Here is a 15,069-nt window from a genome sequence, read left to right on the forward strand (position 1 = left end):
CAGACCCTGTGGTCGGCGCCAAGCGGGGCGCGGGGCGTGTCGTGAGATGCCGGCTGTCACCCACCCCACAGGACAGTTCGGCTGCGGTCCTCTATCTATAGAGGGGAAGCGTGGGTGGTCGAACTTTCCGTTTCGCGAGAAAAGAATCTCGACTGCGGCGCGCGTAGGCTCGTGACGACGGCCGACGCGACAGGGGTTCGCGCCCGGCGGTGAGCAGCAACGAACGGGGGCAACGGGATGCGACCAGCGCGCCGTGCCGGTAACCGGCGCCGCTGACAGGACACGCCGTGCTCACCCCGCCCTCGCCGATCACGCCACCACAGGCCGGGGCGCAGCCGGCCCGGAGGCGGGCCGACCTGACAGTCCTCGGCCAAATCGAGACTCAGGCCCGAACACGGCTCACACTGACCGTCCCGAGCAGCGCAATTGACCCGGACACACCACCGGTCCCGCTACCCATGCTCGACTTCCGCCTCCAGGTCATGCGCGCCGCCGGACACGCTCGGGACCGGGCCTGGCGCCACCTCGCCGAGGCGGCCCGCGCCGATCGCGGTGACTGGAACCTGTACGCGCTCGGCGTCGCCTACCCGAAGCTGCGCGCCCAGGCCAACAAGCTGACCGCGTACCTCGCCCCCGGTCCGGCGGCGCAGGCGCATTTCACTTTCGCCATCGAGTTTCTGTTTGCCCTGCACCGCCTCGACCTGACCACACCGCAGGTCTTCTCCCGACTGGTCGACGCCGCCTACACCCACGCCAGCGGACGCAAACGACAGCGCCCACCGCTCATGTACGACCTGGACTCATTACCCGACGACCGCGTGCCGCGCTCCGAGCACAGCAACCCCGAACAGGACGCCCACGTCCACGACGCCAGCCAGGAAACCGAGTACGCCGTGCTGGAGCGTCTCTTCACCCAAACCAACACCAACCCAGGCCGGCAGACGATCAGCGACACACAAGCCGCCCTGATCCGTCGCACCTACCTCGACGGCGAGACACTACGCACCGTCGCCGCCGAGCTGAACCTCAGCGAACCCAGCGCCTCAAAACAACGCAAACGCGCCGCCACCACCATCGCGAGGCTCCTCGGACGGCACCACCTGACCGAACCCACACCCCACCGACCAACTACGGGCGATCGCTCTGTTCCCCGACAGAGGTAACGCCCCCGCACCCGGTCAGTCCGGAGGCAGGCTTCCTCTGGTGATCAGCGTCGTGCGGGTGGTGAACGCCAACTCGATCTCGGTACGCAACCGCGACAAGGCCTCCCGCGCCTGCGGGTCCTCCTCGGAAATCCACATACAGTGATCCCCCAGGTCGTCCACGCACACCAGGACCGGACCGGTGAACGGCTCGTACGGAACGACCAAGCTCCAGTCGTCCATGCCACCTTCAAGACAGTGCACGAACACGATCACGCCGCCACGCCCCTCGACACGACCAAACTCACCGCCGAGGGCGACGAGGCGCGGCGCATGGTCGAAGGCGGTCTGGGCGTCGATGGCCGAGGCCCAGCGGACCTGCATCGCAGCCGCCGCAACGAAGTCGCTCAACGCGTCAGGCGGGGCGACCGGGTCAGGATGCGCCAACTCCCACGCCAACCGCTCCGCCAACCTCCGCCGACCCTGCTCAGCAGCCCGCCACCGATCAACATCAACCATGACGACCTCCGACAACCTGTCCGGCAGCAGCACGCTTCACCCTCACAGCTTGACACCCTCTTACCCGGGCGCCGACCGTGTCGCGGATGGTCGCCGACACCCCTACTGCCGGGACGTATCGAGAAACCAGCGAACGGGGCAACGGACAAACCCGGGGCTTGACATTGACCATGAAAAGTCCCGGCAGATCGATCACAGCCACCTGGCCGGCAGGAGCTCACCTACTGAGCGTTACCCAGTTGCATGGTGGATCGGCGGCCAGCGTCGGGGACCCCGCAGCGTGTTGTCACGTCAAACGCGCCGTGAACTGGCGAAACCACGCACCAGCCGGAGGCACCCGGGGTCGGCCGTGTTCATGGTGATTCGATCCTGCTCAGCCATTTCGGAACGTCGGACAGGCACCAGGGCGGGAGCACGCATCTGCTCGGTGAACTGGTTACCCAGCCGCCACGTGATCGCCCAGCATGGACAAGCAGTGTTGATCACCTGCTGCACGACCTCATCGATACGGAACGTGGCAGGCGAGGGATCCTCAGCTTGATCACGTGAAGCCTCGCGCGGCATCGGCCCCGCCGGGTGACAACCCGCCACTAAGGACAGACCCCTACGCCTCCTGCGTATCGGCAGATCGCGCATGACGGGCACCTGCGTTGAGCCATCAGTCAGTCTCGGGAAACTTTCCTTGCATGGATGGTCTTGAACGTTACCGATGTCTATGTGTAGTGTAGGCCTCACGTTGAGTGCGGATCGGCTTGGCGGAAGAATGTGGACTGCTGGGCGGGCCGATACCTAGTCAGTTACAGCCCCAGAACACCCCGATTATGCATGCCAGTGGAGCACTTCCAGCGAATGGCAAGGCTCGCGCATACCTCCGAGCCTCGGCACCCTCACCGCCGCTGCCAATTATCAGGGTCGGAAATCGCATTAGCATCCACAAGGCCAGCCGTTTCCAGCCGAATTCGTCGTGAAGGAGAATAATGCTTAAGCCCAGAGTCCACGCAAGACTTCGCCGACTCCTCGTCGCTCCATTCGCTGCTGGCGTTCTTCTTGTCACATTTCTCGCCGTTCCTGCTCAGGCAACTCCGCCAAACGACGAACTGTTCGCTGGGGATTCCGCGCTAACGCGGTCGGCCGTCGCTTACCGAGCGCCAGTAGGCGCCAAATCCAGCGAGCCTGCGGCGCAACGCCAAAACCGGAACAACAGGTGGGTCGGCGAAATCCCGGTTCGCGCCGAAAACTCGACCATGAAAATAACCGGAGAATTCTGGTCCCTTCAGCTAAATCTGTGCAACAGCGGCCTGGCATTATCATGCTACCGGTACGGCGATTCGATCATTGAGGGCGGCGACCTGATCTACTACGTCGCCCCTGACGTCGTCACGCTGAACGAGGTCTGCTCCTCAGATGTCGACGGCTACCTCTGGGAATCTCTTATGTACGCTTGGCCGAACGACATGACCTACAGCTTTTTTGCTCCGGCCTACGACGCATCTACTCAGAGCGACTATCAGTGCACTGGCGGCCGCGGCGCGTACGGAAATGCGGTGATCGGCCGGATTCCTGCCGGCGAGCATCAAGGCGCCTTCGCGTACTCTGGGCGCTATAATGCGCAGGACTCCGGTAACGAGAAGCGAACCTTCGGGTGCGTCTACGCGGTTGATTTGCACCTCGCTTGCGCCACCCATCTTTCGGCGGATAGCGAGCCAATCGCCCTTACTCAATGTCAAACCCTAATGTCAAACGCCGTGCCCTATATCCTGTCCCAGGAGGGCTTCTCGGGCCGCACCATCGTAAGCGGCGACCTCAACCTGGAGTACGACACTTCCGACCCCGAGAACGTCCAAAACTGCGTCCCTTCAGGTTACACCCGCAAGGGCGACGGTGGCGTTCAACATACAATATTCTCGAACGATCATGCATTCATCAGCACTCAGAAGTTCGGCCTTACCCACACCGACAAGGACGGGTGGCTGGTTCGGCTGAATGCCCTGTAGGTGACGGTGGGCACGGTGGGCACACAACCAATCTCACATTCACCGCGTTAACGAGCGCCTAACAGTTGAGTAGTCGGCTGGGGCGTCGTCCGCCCACCTGGCGAGCATCAAAGGACATGGTGGCGAAGTTGCACTTCGCCACCATGTCCTTTGCGGTACCTCCGGTGGCCATTAGCCGCAGTCACTAAACTAGCTGAGACATAATCGCCAGCACTATGGACGCCACCCCATTAGCGCAAACTTTGGCGGGCACCCTTGCTGACCGCACCCAGTCCACCGCGAGGGTAAATAGCTGTATCAGCGGGATGCCCGATCGGCGACCGGTGCGGCACTGTCGGGATCGGCCGCTTTCGCTGGTCGGCCGTTGACTGTGTCTTGCACACCTCGGGTTCGGACGCGTCGGGCTGCCCACCAGCGTTCGCCGACTGCGACGATAAGGAAGACACAGATCACGTAAGCCCAGCCGATCAGCACATCAATGATGTAGTGCTCTCCTGAATAGACTAGGGCAAACGTCATGGCCAGCGGGTACACCAGCACCAGCGGCCACCAGCGTCGGCGTATCGAGGGCAAGAAGAACAGGACGACGAAAAGGGCAAACGCGGTATGTAGCGAAGGGATTGCGGCGACCGGATTAGCGGCATACTGCCCTAGGTTGAGTAGGTTGCCTGCGCCATGCAGACCGAACGCGTGCCAACCCCGAGTGGAAATCCGGGTCACCTCGTCGGCGAGATAGCCGTACTCGGCCGCCCACCACGGCGGTGCCGCCGGGTAAAGAAAGTAGGTGGCCAGTCCGGCCGCGCAGAGCAAGAACCAGCGGCGCATGAACGCCACCCAGCGCGGCCGGGACGTCAGCCACAGAATCACCGCCGCGCCGAGAGAGGCAAAGAAGTGAGAGAAGTAGACCCAGCTGACCAGTACATCATACCAGAGAATATTATCGGGGCGGTAGAGCTGCTCCTGAAGCCAGACCGTCGGTACCTGGTCACCGATGAGCCAGCCGAACATCCACAGGTCGGCGTTGATGAGTTCAGTGACGTGCGGGCGGGTGTTCTCGTCGTAGGCGAAGCCGCGGGAAAAGTTGTAGACGGCGAGTAGTACAACGACCGGTAGCCAGTCTCGGGCGAAGCCGAGGTGTGTCCGCCAAGGCAGGTGCGGACGCCAAGCCACAGTGAGCGCCCAAAGCCAGAAGAAGGCGTACAGGGGATCGGTCGGCAAGCCGATGATCATCCAGCCGGCGACGAACGCGGCCGTCCAGGTAGCCATGGCGCGGGCCCTCCGGCCACGCAATGCTCGATTCTGCGGCGGCACCTCAGGTTTGTTGATCAACTCAGGGGGCGGATTGGTCATAACGGCCTAGGATAGTGGGGCCTCTTTGAGTCTGAGTTGATGTCGGTCGTCTGCGTTGTCCCCGGCCACAACGCAGCCACCGGGTTTGCTGTTCCGGACCGCGACGAAAGGCACAAAGCAAGCTACCGCAATCGCAAGGAAAAGTCGGGTGTTGCCGGCGACGGCCCCACCGGGAAGACCCGCCCCGACCGAGGTTACCGGCAGCACCATCAACGCCGTGACCAGCACGAACCAGACCAAATTCACCCAGCGGTGGGCACTGACCGCAAGTAGACCAGCGAGCACAAGCCAGACTTGGTGGTGAGTCCAGGAGACCGGCGAGAAGACCAGGCCGCCGGCACCCACGATAACAGCTGCGGCTAACGGCTCGCCGTGCCGGTTCGCACGTACGGCACGGACCAAACCGAGCAGCACTATGGTGGCACCAACAGCGCCGGCCACGATGGTACGGGCGCCGTCCGGCAGTTCCCACCGCATCAACGCGCCGCTCAACGACTGGTTACCCCCTCCCTTGATGTCGCCCACCCGGTTCACGTCCCAGATCTCGTTGAACCAATACCGGGCCGACTCGTCCGGCAGCACTATCCAAGCGAGTGCGGTAGACACAGCAAAGGCCGCCGTGGCGTTTACTGCGGTCCGTCGCTGGCCTGAGAACCACCAGTAAGCAACGAACACCAGCGGAGTCAGCTTGACCGCTGCTGCCACTCCGGTCGCGATACCCCGGTAGCGGTGTGGCAGTAGTCCCAGACAGTCAATTAGCACCAGAACAACAAGCAGCAGACTGATCTGCCCAAACCGGATGTTGCTGGAGACCGGGGCACAGGCAAAGAGCAGACACGCGACCATCGGTACGGTAATCGCCGACGGTATCGGGCGAGCCAGGTCGGCCCGGGTGGACAGCGCGGCGAGCAGCACCACGAGCACCAGTGTGGCGACAGTCCAGGCCAGCCGCAGCGCATCCGCCGGGACGAGAGCCAGCGGAGTGAACACCAGACCGGCGAAGGGTGGGTACGTGAAAGGGGCGCCGTCGGCTGCGGCGAAGTCGTAAAGGCTACGACCGTCCAACAGGAAACCCACCGAGCTGACGTAGACCTGTAGGTCTGTCAATCGGTCGCCATCCGGTCGGGTCAACGCGGCCCATGATTGCACCCCTCCGATAGTCACTGCCAGTATCCACAGCCCGAGACAGATCGGGCCGAGTCGCCCTGTCGGCAGCAACCGCGCCCTGATCCCCGTCCGCACTCGATTCCTCCCCGTCACCTCACACACCGGCACGCGACGCTCAGACGGCTGTTCAGAGCGCTGACGATTGTATGCCAATGCGTGCGATTTGGGCAGGTACCGGCTTGGAAGCTGCTGGTCCGACAATGCCCATGATGGACTCCGCCAGTTCAGGCGGAGTGGTCTGGGACATGCCCCGGCTCGATTTGGCTGCGGTCTGGTAGATCACCAGCGCGGGACCGGTTGTATGGCAGGGGCGGCGTCGTTTTGCCTCGGCCCGATTGGTCGAACATCGCGAGCAGGTGCTGCGGAGTGCCCGCCGTGGACATCGTCCAGTGGGCGGTCAGTGCATGGACGAGGGTGTTTTTGCCGGATGCGTGGGGTGCCCTCGATGCCCACGAGCACGCAGGTCCGTACGGTCATCGCGCTGCCCGCTGTGGTGGGAGTAGTGCCCGGAAGGTGGGGTGGTCGAGCCAGGCGAGGCGGCCTGTCCACTGTGCGGCGAGGTTGGCGTTGACGTTCAACGGCGTTCGCCAGGTGACGTGTCCGGCAGCGCGGAGCGCGACGTAGGCCGCGGAGAGGCTGTTGTCGCAGGTTGAGCACGGTGATGCGTTCGCGTGCTTCGGTGTCGCCGCGTTCGAGCCAGTCGCGGTGCAGGGCGGTCATCGATCGATGACGGCGGTGCGGAACCCGATGGACAGAGTGTCGTGGGCGATGTGCTGGGCGGTGCCGTGTTTGCGGACCCGCAGGTACACCGCCGCCGAGGCGACCGGCAACCCGCCGTCGTCGGGTCGTCCGGACCATTCGAGGGTGCAGGCGGTGAGCATGTCCCAGTGCCGGCCGAAGGGCCGCTGCTCGGCACCGAACGGCGTTTGTGGCCATTGCAGGTTCGTGAACTCACGCACGGGCGTGCCCATCCGAGGCGGGTGTGCCGGCGTTGGCGGCGGTGCGGATGCTTTGTCCGAGGTACTTGGCGAAGTGGTTGCGCTTGAAGCGGTAGCGTTTCCAGATTTCCGTCACCGGCTCGGTGAGGACGTTGCCGAGGGGTTCCAGCAGGTCCGGGGCTTCGTACACCGGCCAGGCGCTGGCCTTGCCGGTCACCTCCACGAGGATCATGTGTCCCTCGGTTTCCGGGGTCCAGGACGTCATGCGCAGCGCCGGCCGCCAGTCGTGCGTCGAGCGTGCCTCCATGAGCCGGTCGAACGTCCGCCCGGCCTCGTCGAGGCTGATGAATTCGTTGGCCTCCAGGCCGAGGGCGTTGCCCTTGCGCAGTGGCAGGATCAGTTTCAGCTTGCCCGCGCCGATCACGAGGGAGTGCTCGCTGACGAACCTGGGATCGGTGACGCCGTCGACGATCTCCTCGACGCTGAGGTGGTGTAGAGGTCGCAGCAGCAGGTCGGTGCGGGCCTGGAAATCGTGCGTCGCGCGCAGCTCCTCCAGCGTCATCAGGTGGTCGAAGGTGATGTAGGTGAACCGGGTCGGCACTCCCAGCGCGGACAAGGTCCGGATCGCCAGGGCGTTCTGCTCGCCGGTCGTCTCCTTGTTGAACCGTTCGAGGATGGAGGTCACGCCCGACTCCACGCCGAACAGCATCCGGCGCAGGCCGGTCGCCACGAGCTCCCGCCACATGTACCCGCGTTCCAGGTGCCAGGCGCGATCACGCTGCGGGTCCACCACCTGGTCGATTCGGCACGACGACTCCCACCGGAAGCCAGCGTCGTGCATGGTCCGCGAGATCACCAGAGCCCGCTGCGCCGCGTCGTCGCCCCGGCCGATGAACTCCTCGTCGACCAGGTAGAGCGTCCGGGACAGGTGCGGGTGGCGTTCGAACACCTCGCTCATGGCGGCGAGCATCCAGGGCAGGCCCTCTGGGGCGGCGCCGGACCAAATGCCCTTGTGCCCGCGTGGGCAGAAGGAGCAGTAGTTCGTGCAGCCGCGACTGGTCTCGAGTTGGGCGACGCCGCGGTGCCGGAAGGTCCGGTCGAGCAGGTCCAGCTCCGGGAGGATGTCGGTCTGCGCACGGTTGGCCACCGTCGCGGTCCGCCGGGGCGCGCGGCGGATCGTCATCCCCCCGCCGCGGGCCGCGCCGTTGTAGCCGATCCCACGAACATCCGCCAGGTCGAGGTCGCCGTGGAAGTGCGCGATAACGTCGACCACGGTCGGCTCGCCCGCGCCCCGGGCCACCAGCAGCCCTGGGTACTGGGCGAGGAGGAGCTGTTCGTTGCGGACGGTGAGGCTGCCGCCGGTCAGCACCAGGGGGCGGAGACGGCCGTCGGTAGATCTCGTCAAGCAGTTCCACCATGAGATCGTGCTGACCGAACGTCGCGGAGATCCCCACGATGTCGGGTGCCTGCCTGGTCGCGGCGATGACATCGTCCATCGATACGCCCAGTTGCATGTCCATCATGCGGACCCGGCCGGAGAGCGTCGACCGCGCTGCCCGCGCCACGTCGGAGATCGCCAACGGAAAGCGCGGCAGCGGAAAGTTCTCCGGGTGGTAAAGCGCCACGAGAAGGATCTCGGGCTTGAAAAGACGCCGAACGCCCGAGTCCGCCAGTTCCGCCGACGAGTGCCAGCTCTCCGGGTCACGCAGCGTCAACCGGTGCCGGGTCCACTCGGGCCAGTCGCGCTCGCCGAGCGGGCGTCCGTCGAGGCTGGCGACGTACCACCCGCCCTCGGCCGGGTGTTCGGCCACCAGCAGACGCGCCTCGTAGGTGCCGGTGATCGTCGACCGTCCCGGCAGGTAATCGCGGACGGCGTCGAGAACCGCGAGCGGCTCCGCCGGAGACAGGTTGTGCAGCGCCGCGGCCGGCATGGTTCCCGGCCCCGCCACCTCGTTGACGGCGTGCACCAACGGCGGGGAAATCAGGACGCCTTGGCAAGAAGTGGGGTTTCGCGCTTGTTGCTGCGTCAGCCCGAGGAGACGTAGAGGTGCCCCGCTTGTTCGCAGCGCGCTGCGCATGCCGTTGATTCTGCTGGCTGATTCATGCCTGCGCTTTGATGTCAATCAGTGGCAGTTATTGCAACGAAATCGCTAAATCTTCCATCGACATAGATGATTTGATCGTGTTAGGGTTTCGTCATCCGTTGAAGCTCAGATTGGAGCGCTCGTGAGGCTTAAGGCAGTGTTGGCTAGTGCTGGGATTGTCGCCGTCGGTGTACTCGGTGTGGCTGGACCCGCCAGCGCCGCCCCGTTGGAGGCGAACAACAAGCAGGTCGAGGTGTCGGCGCCTTTGGCCGTTCCTCCCCCGCCAGCGCCTGGCCAGTGCGGTCCCTACTTCACCATCACCACGTCCGGCGCTACCGCGACTGTGCGCGAGTGCCGCCCGAATTCGACCACGATCTACGTCAACGGTGACGTGACGGATACTGACTCCGACGGGCAGTGCGCGCAGGTGTACGCGTCTTACAACGTCTACACCGGCACCGATTACAGCCCGACGGCGTGTCCGAAGGGAACGAAGAAGTCATTCACGTTGCCCACCCGAAACGGCACCGACGCTTACATCTACCTCTGGGAGGTCTGAGGCATTAGTTCCCTCGGATGACATCCGTAGGAGCGGTCTCGCGATAGCGCGAGACCGCTCCTACGACGTGGTGCGTGAAGCGACTTACTCGAAGCGGGTTCTACTGCTTTCGGTGATCCTGCCTACTATCCGCGCTGAAAGTCCGATGATTACTGCTGACACGAGCATGCCGCTTGTGACAGGCAATAGCAAACCGATCCATGGAATAGATGTTGTCTGCCCGCGGGAGTTGGCGATGACAGTTCCAACTACGGCGCCGGCGACGGCAGCCAGTAGAGACAGCGTGACAAAGGGCAACATCGCTTCAACGAAGACTGCCCTCCGGAGGGTGGTTACGGTGGTGCCGGTCGCACGTAACAACGACAGGGACAGTCTCCGCTCCAGCAGACCCACGAGCATGGCGATGATCATGCCCAGTGAGGACACCACGAAGACGATCATGGTGCCGGTGGTTAGCAACCAGTAGAAGCGGCGCACGTTTTCGTTGTAGCCGTCGAAGGAGGTCTGGCGGGTGGTGACGGTGCTAGCCGGAACCTCTCGCACAATAGCGGTGCGGGCTTGCTCCAGGGCTGCTGGCTTGTTGTAGGAGAACAAAAGCAGCGACGGCCGAAGCTGCGATGTCAGGTTCGTCATGACGCGGCTGTCGACAAGAACCTGAGGCATGTCGATCCCGGCTTCCGGAGGCATTGTTGCGGTGTCCGAGATCGGCAGCTTTGCAGCGGTGACGTCCTGCGGATTTGTGATCGCATCCCTCGGTCTGACCTGTCGAGGAGTGAGGTTGTACAGCTCAGGAGGTCGTTGAGCCACTACCGCCGAGGCAACGTTGTCTGCCACGATCACTGGTGCCTGGCTGCAGGAAGCGTTGAGGCGCGCTGCGGATACTATCTCGCCGCAGTCGCCGATCCACACGTTTGCTGGCTGTCCGCCAGGTGTTGACATGAGCCCCGTGTAGACCAGCACAGCTGACTCGATTCCCTCAATGCGGCGAACCTCGTCCAGTACAGCGCGGCTTCCTTCGACTGCAATCGAGGGGATGATTGCTTGAGCGGTGTCCTCACGTTGACCAACTACCTTGGTGCTCTGCAGAGTCGCCACGGCACTGGGAGTTGAGGCGACGAACAATGTAGAGATCAACACGGCAAGGATGACTCCGCCGAGCGCTCGAAAACCGGATCGTGGGTCCGCCGTGAGTCGGCGCCCGGCGAGCAGAGCAACTGGTCCTCCACGAACAGCGAGGGCTGCGCCGATCTGCTGGGTAATCCACGGACCTGCCAACACCAGGCTGGCGAGCAGGACAGTGAACGACAGCATGACCCAACGCCCCCCGGTCACGGCTGCTTCATGCAGCGTCCAGAGCAGAATGGGCGTAGCCAGGAGTAGTGGAACGACGCGCCACAGGCGAACAGGCCTGCCGACAGCACGTGCGCTGGAGAACAGGGGCACGTGGGACACCGCACGCAGAGTCAGTTGTGATGCGAGCACGGATACCGCCGGGACTGCGACGACCAAAGCGATGATGCCTAGCGAGGTCGGCCACAGGTCGTCAATGAACCACCGCTGCCCGTCGTAGGCCAAGCCGGCTACAACAGGGCGAAGTCCCGCGAAGAGCAGCAGACCAAGGACGATTCCTCCAAGGCCCGGTATCAACGATTCGATACCGGCCATGCGTCGTACCATCCGCGGGCTCGCGCCCGCTAGACGTAGACGAGCCAACCGCTCGTCGCGACTGGCTGCGGTCAGGCGAGTTGCCATGGCGACGAACAAGGCGATTGGCGCCAGCAAGGCAACACCCGCGATCAACAACAGCAGCCGAAGGATCCCGTCCAACTCTGCTACAGCGGTGTTTTTGGGGAACTTGGTCACGGTTGTTCCCGTCACTGCTGCCGTCTGCGGACTTATACCCCGGATCGCCAACAGATGGTCGGGTCCTGCCAGCGCCTCGGCACCGACGGTGCCGACCATACGCCCGTACCGCTGCGCCAACGCCGGCCGCTCGGCAAGCATCCGTTGTAGGGCGGGCGAGACGTACACCTCACCGTCCTCGGGGAGTTGAGGAATTCCAGGTGGTACGGGCGAGGCAGCCGATCCCCCGGCGAGTGCTACCACGTCAATGGTTGAGTCGCCGTAGTAGTCGGTGCTAGTGCTCACTGTCGTTGTCGCGGGGTCCTGCCCGAACGGCACCGAACCTGTGACGAGTTCTTGGGACATCCAGCTCGTGCGGTCTGCGCGAGCCTGCGTCGCCGGAGCAATAGACAGGGCGAACAGCAGCAGAGCGCTACCGATGCCTACCGCCATAGTCGTGATCGCTTGGACGGCATACGCCGCAGGACCCGACAGGCCCAACCTAAGCGCAAGGCGGAACATTATTCACCTCGACCATTCCGCAGCAGCGGGAGCAGTTACCACGCCATCCCGGACCACGATCATTCGCGACGCGTAGGCTGCGACTCGCGACTCGTGCGTGACCAGCACGATCGCCACGCCACGGGAGCGTGCCACCGCCGTGAAACTGTCAAGGACAGTGACTCCGGCGGCGGAATCCAACGAGCCGGTAGGCTCATCAGCGAAGATGATCTTCGGAGAGGTGGCCATCGCCCGAGCGATCGCCACCCGTTGAGCCTGACCGCCTGACACCTCATGCGGCCGACGCAGGGCCAGATCTGCTAGATCGAACATCTCAAGCCACTCCCGGGCTATCGCCATCGCCTTTCCTCGCCTTACCCCATTAAGTAACAGGGGTAGAGCGACGTTCTCAACCACACTGAGTTCGCCGAGCAATTGCCCAAACTGAAAGACGAAGCCGAAGTCTGTACGGCGTAACGCGGCGCGCTGCTCTTCGTTGAGTCGATCAACGCGTCGGCCGCTGAAGACCACCTCTCCCTCATCAGGCGCGAGAATCCCTGCCAAACAGTGCAGGAGCGTCGACTTTCCCGAGCCACTCGGCCCCATCACCGCCACGATCTCCCCAGCGCTGACAGTCACATCAGCCTGCCGCAGCGCACAAGTGGGACCAAAAGCCTTGCGAACTCCCCGAGCCTGCAGTAGGGGCACCTCCACGTTGTCGATAACGCCCTCAAGGGCTTCGTAACCGGTCACGACGTCCTTCCTCCACGCTCATCATCACCAGCAACACCCTTGGTAAGTCTCTCTACCTGTGAGGCCACCGCCTCCAGCCAGCGCATATCCGCTTCAAGGTGATACAGGGCGTACTCAGCCAACACCGAGGTCGCCACGTCGCGACTAAGGCGCAGCCCCGTCAGCTCCCGCATCCGGGCCAGATGCGTCTCACGCTGCATATCGATAAACGGCTCGATCCGACGACCCGCCAGAATCAGCAGAACGACCTTGGTGTAGAGCAGGGCCTGCAGATGCGGCGCGGGCTCAACCGGCCTCGTCAACCACCGGTCCACCTCAGCGTGCCCCAGCGGCGTCAGCTCATATAGACGGCGAGCCGGACCGCTTTCCTGATCCATGCCGGCCTGACGGACCAACCCATCCCGCTCCAACCGAACCAAGGTCGCATAGATTTGTGCTGGCGCCACCACACCACTTGGATCCATCAGAGCGTCGTACCGGTGCTTCAATCGATACCCGTGGGAAGTCTGCCTACCCAGCAACCCCAACAACGCAAGTCGAACGCTCACCCCGCCTCCTCTCTAGCAACTTTGATAGTAACCGAGATACTAGTGAAGTTCCGGCCCCAGTCCCGGCAGGGGTGGCGGCGACGTGCTCACCGTCGTCTCGCTCGACCGGCTCGGCCGCTCGCTGGAAGACCTGATCGGCATCGTCGGCCGACTCAAGCGCCACGGCGTCGGTTTTCAGTCCCTGCACGAGAAGCTCGACACCACCACCGCAGGAGGGATGTTCGTCTTCCACGTCTTCGCCGCGCTCGCCGAGTTCCTGCGCACCATCATCGTGGCCAACACCAACGAGGGCCTGGCCGCCGCTCGCGCCCGCGGGCAACGCCTCGGCCGGCCGCCGGCGATGACCCCGGAGAAGGTCGCGTACGCCCTGCAGTTGCTCGCCGAGCCGAACCGCACGATGTGTTCCGCACCGGGTTTGATGGAGACATCGAAACCTGGGAGGAACGTCAGCGATGCCGGCACCGAAGAAGTACTCCGATGAGTTGCGTGAGCGTGCGACCCGGTTGGTCCTTGAGGCTCGTCGGGATCCGGTCAGCGCGGTCGGCGCGATCCGGCGGATCGCCGATCAGCTCGGAGTCCACCCAGAGGCGTTACGCACGTGGGTGAAGCAGGCCGAGACCGATGCCGGGCAGCGTCCGGGCACCACCAGCGGCGACGCGGAACGCCTCGCCGCGTTGGAACGAGAGAATCGTGAGCTACGTCGGGCGAACCAGATCTTGAAGTCCGCGGCGAGTTTCTTCGCGGCGGAGCTGGACCGTCCGTCGCGTTGAAGGTCGACTTCGTCGACTCCCAGAAGGCCGAACACGGTGTCCAGCCGGTCCTGCGGGCGCTGCACGACACGCCCGCGGCGATCGCACCGTCGACCTACTACGCCGCCAAGACCCGCCCGGCCAGCGCCCGGTCGCGGCGTGATGAGGAGCTGACCGCGGTGATCGAGCAGGTCCACGCGGCCAACTACGGTGTTTATGGGGCCCGCAAGATCTGGCACGAGCTGCACCGCCAGGACGTCAAGGCGGCCCGGTGCACCGTCGAGCGGCTGATGCGCGCCTGCGGGCTGCGCGGGCTGCTGCGTGACAAGTCGCCACGCACGACCCGCCCGGCGGCCGAGACCGGACGCCCCGCTGACCTGGTCAAACGAGACTTCACCGCAGTACGGCCGAATCAGCTGTGGGTCGCCGACCTGACCTACGTACGCACCGCCGTGGGCTGGGTGTACGCCGCGTTCGTCCTCGACGTGTACTCCCGCATGATCGTCGGCTGGCAGGTATCCACGTCGCTCTACACCGACCTCGCGTTGGACGCGCTGAAGATGGCGATATGGCGGCGCGATCATCAGTTGCTGACCTGCGTAAACTTGTCCATCACTCGGACAGGGGCGTGCAGTACCGAGCGATTCGCTACAGCCAGCGGCTCGCCGAGGCCGGCGCCGTGGCCTCGGTCGGCTCCAAGGGCGACTCCTACGACAACGCGATGGCCGAGGCGTTCAACTCGCTCTACAAGGCTGAACTCGTCCGCAACCGAGGCCCGTGGCGCGGGCTCGACGACCTGGAGATGGCCACCGTCGAATACATCGACTGGTACAACAACTGCCGCCTACACGGCGAACTCGGACACATCCCGCCCGCCGAACACGAAGCCCTACACGCGATGACCCACCCGGTCACCGCACCCC

At 64.1% G+C, this 15,069-nt stretch carries 12 protein-coding genes and 1 pseudogene; 5 read left to right on the top strand and 8 right to left on the bottom strand.

Translation table 11 applies throughout. From position 1 onward, the window contains the following. The first annotated feature begins 287 nt into the window (after positions 1-287). A complete protein-coding gene (locus tag HCA58_RS22625; protein WP_169600029.1) occupies positions 288-1,163 on the top strand; it encodes a hypothetical protein in 876 nt (291 codons plus the stop codon). Between the two features lie 15 nt (positions 1,164-1,178). Here the strand turns inward: HCA58_RS22625 and HCA58_RS22630 are convergent, their stop codons facing one another. Further along, complete coding sequence (locus tag HCA58_RS22630) at positions 1,179-1,661, bottom strand: hypothetical protein (protein WP_169600031.1); 483 nt, start codon at positions 1,659-1,661, stop codon at positions 1,179-1,181. Positions 1,662-2,638: 977 nt separating this feature from the next. On the opposite strand from HCA58_RS22630, the gene HCA58_RS22635 reads away from it, so the two are divergent. Next, positions 2,639-3,655: an endonuclease/exonuclease/phosphatase family protein gene (locus HCA58_RS22635; protein WP_169600033.1), complete on the top strand. Its 1,017-nt coding sequence runs from the start codon at positions 2,639-2,641 to the stop codon at positions 3,653-3,655. Between the two features lie 297 nt (positions 3,656-3,952). Here the strand turns inward: HCA58_RS22635 and HCA58_RS22640 are convergent, their stop codons facing one another. From HCA58_RS22640 to HCA58_RS22655, 4 genes are all read right to left on the bottom strand, one after another. Next, on the bottom strand, positions 3,953-4,921 hold the full coding sequence (locus HCA58_RS22640; RefSeq protein WP_240956595.1) for a phosphatase PAP2 family protein: 969 nt from the start codon (positions 4,919-4,921) through the stop codon (positions 3,953-3,955). Between the two features lie 90 nt (positions 4,922-5,011). After that, positions 5,012-6,112: a glycosyltransferase 87 family protein gene (locus tag HCA58_RS22645; RefSeq protein WP_240956593.1), complete on the bottom strand. Its 1,101-nt coding sequence runs from the start codon at positions 6,110-6,112 to the stop codon at positions 5,012-5,014. 776 nt (positions 6,113-6,888) lie between these two features. Further along, a complete protein-coding gene (locus HCA58_RS22650) occupies positions 6,889-7,131 on the bottom strand; it encodes a hypothetical protein (protein WP_169600039.1) in 243 nt (80 codons plus the stop codon). Continuing rightward, positions 7,124-8,515, bottom strand: coding sequence for a hypothetical protein (locus HCA58_RS22655; RefSeq protein WP_240956594.1), 1,392 nt, complete (start codon positions 8,513-8,515; stop codon positions 7,124-7,126). Before HCA58_RS22655 ends, HCA58_RS22650 begins: the two co-directional genes overlap by 8 nt. Before the next feature lie 905 nt (positions 8,516-9,420). Between HCA58_RS22655 and HCA58_RS22660 the strand changes: the two genes are divergently transcribed. Continuing rightward, positions 9,421-9,753 carry a hypothetical protein gene (locus HCA58_RS22660; protein ID WP_169600042.1) on the top strand — a complete coding sequence of 111 codons (333 nt, stop codon included), beginning with the start codon at positions 9,421-9,423 and terminating at the stop codon, positions 9,751-9,753. An 84-nt stretch (positions 9,754-9,837) separates the two neighbouring features. Here the strand turns inward: HCA58_RS22660 and HCA58_RS22665 are convergent, their stop codons facing one another. From HCA58_RS22665 to HCA58_RS22675, 3 genes are read right to left on the bottom strand one after another with little or no spacing between them, the layout of a single operon-like run. Beyond that, a complete protein-coding gene (locus tag HCA58_RS22665) occupies positions 9,838-12,117 on the bottom strand; it encodes an FtsX-like permease family protein (protein WP_169600044.1) in 2,280 nt (759 codons plus the stop codon). Between the two features lie 3 nt (positions 12,118-12,120). Further along, positions 12,121-12,849: an ABC transporter ATP-binding protein gene (locus HCA58_RS22670; protein WP_346776091.1), complete on the bottom strand. Its 729-nt coding sequence runs from the start codon at positions 12,847-12,849 to the stop codon at positions 12,121-12,123. Then, positions 12,846-13,397 (bottom strand): PadR family transcriptional regulator, encoded by a 552-nt coding sequence (locus HCA58_RS22675; protein WP_169600046.1) that lies wholly within the window; start codon positions 13,395-13,397, stop codon positions 12,846-12,848. Before HCA58_RS22675 ends, HCA58_RS22670 begins: the two co-directional genes overlap by 4 nt. A gap of 82 nt (positions 13,398-13,479) precedes the next feature. Here HCA58_RS22675 and HCA58_RS22680 point away from each other — a divergent pair, with 82 nt between their 5' ends. Together HCA58_RS22680 and HCA58_RS22685 are read left to right on the top strand one after the other, a co-directional pair. Next, a complete protein-coding gene (locus HCA58_RS22680) occupies positions 13,480-13,878 on the top strand; it encodes a recombinase family protein (RefSeq protein ID WP_346776092.1) in 399 nt (132 codons plus the stop codon). Next, positions 13,850-15,069, top strand: a pseudogene (locus tag HCA58_RS22685) (IS3 family transposase); the annotation flags it as partial. The gene HCA58_RS22680 and the pseudogene HCA58_RS22685, both read left to right, overlap by 29 nt.

The organism is Micromonospora sp. HNM0581 (genome assembly GCF_012726175.1).
GTDB lineage: Bacteria > Actinomycetota > Actinomycetes > Mycobacteriales > Micromonosporaceae > Micromonospora.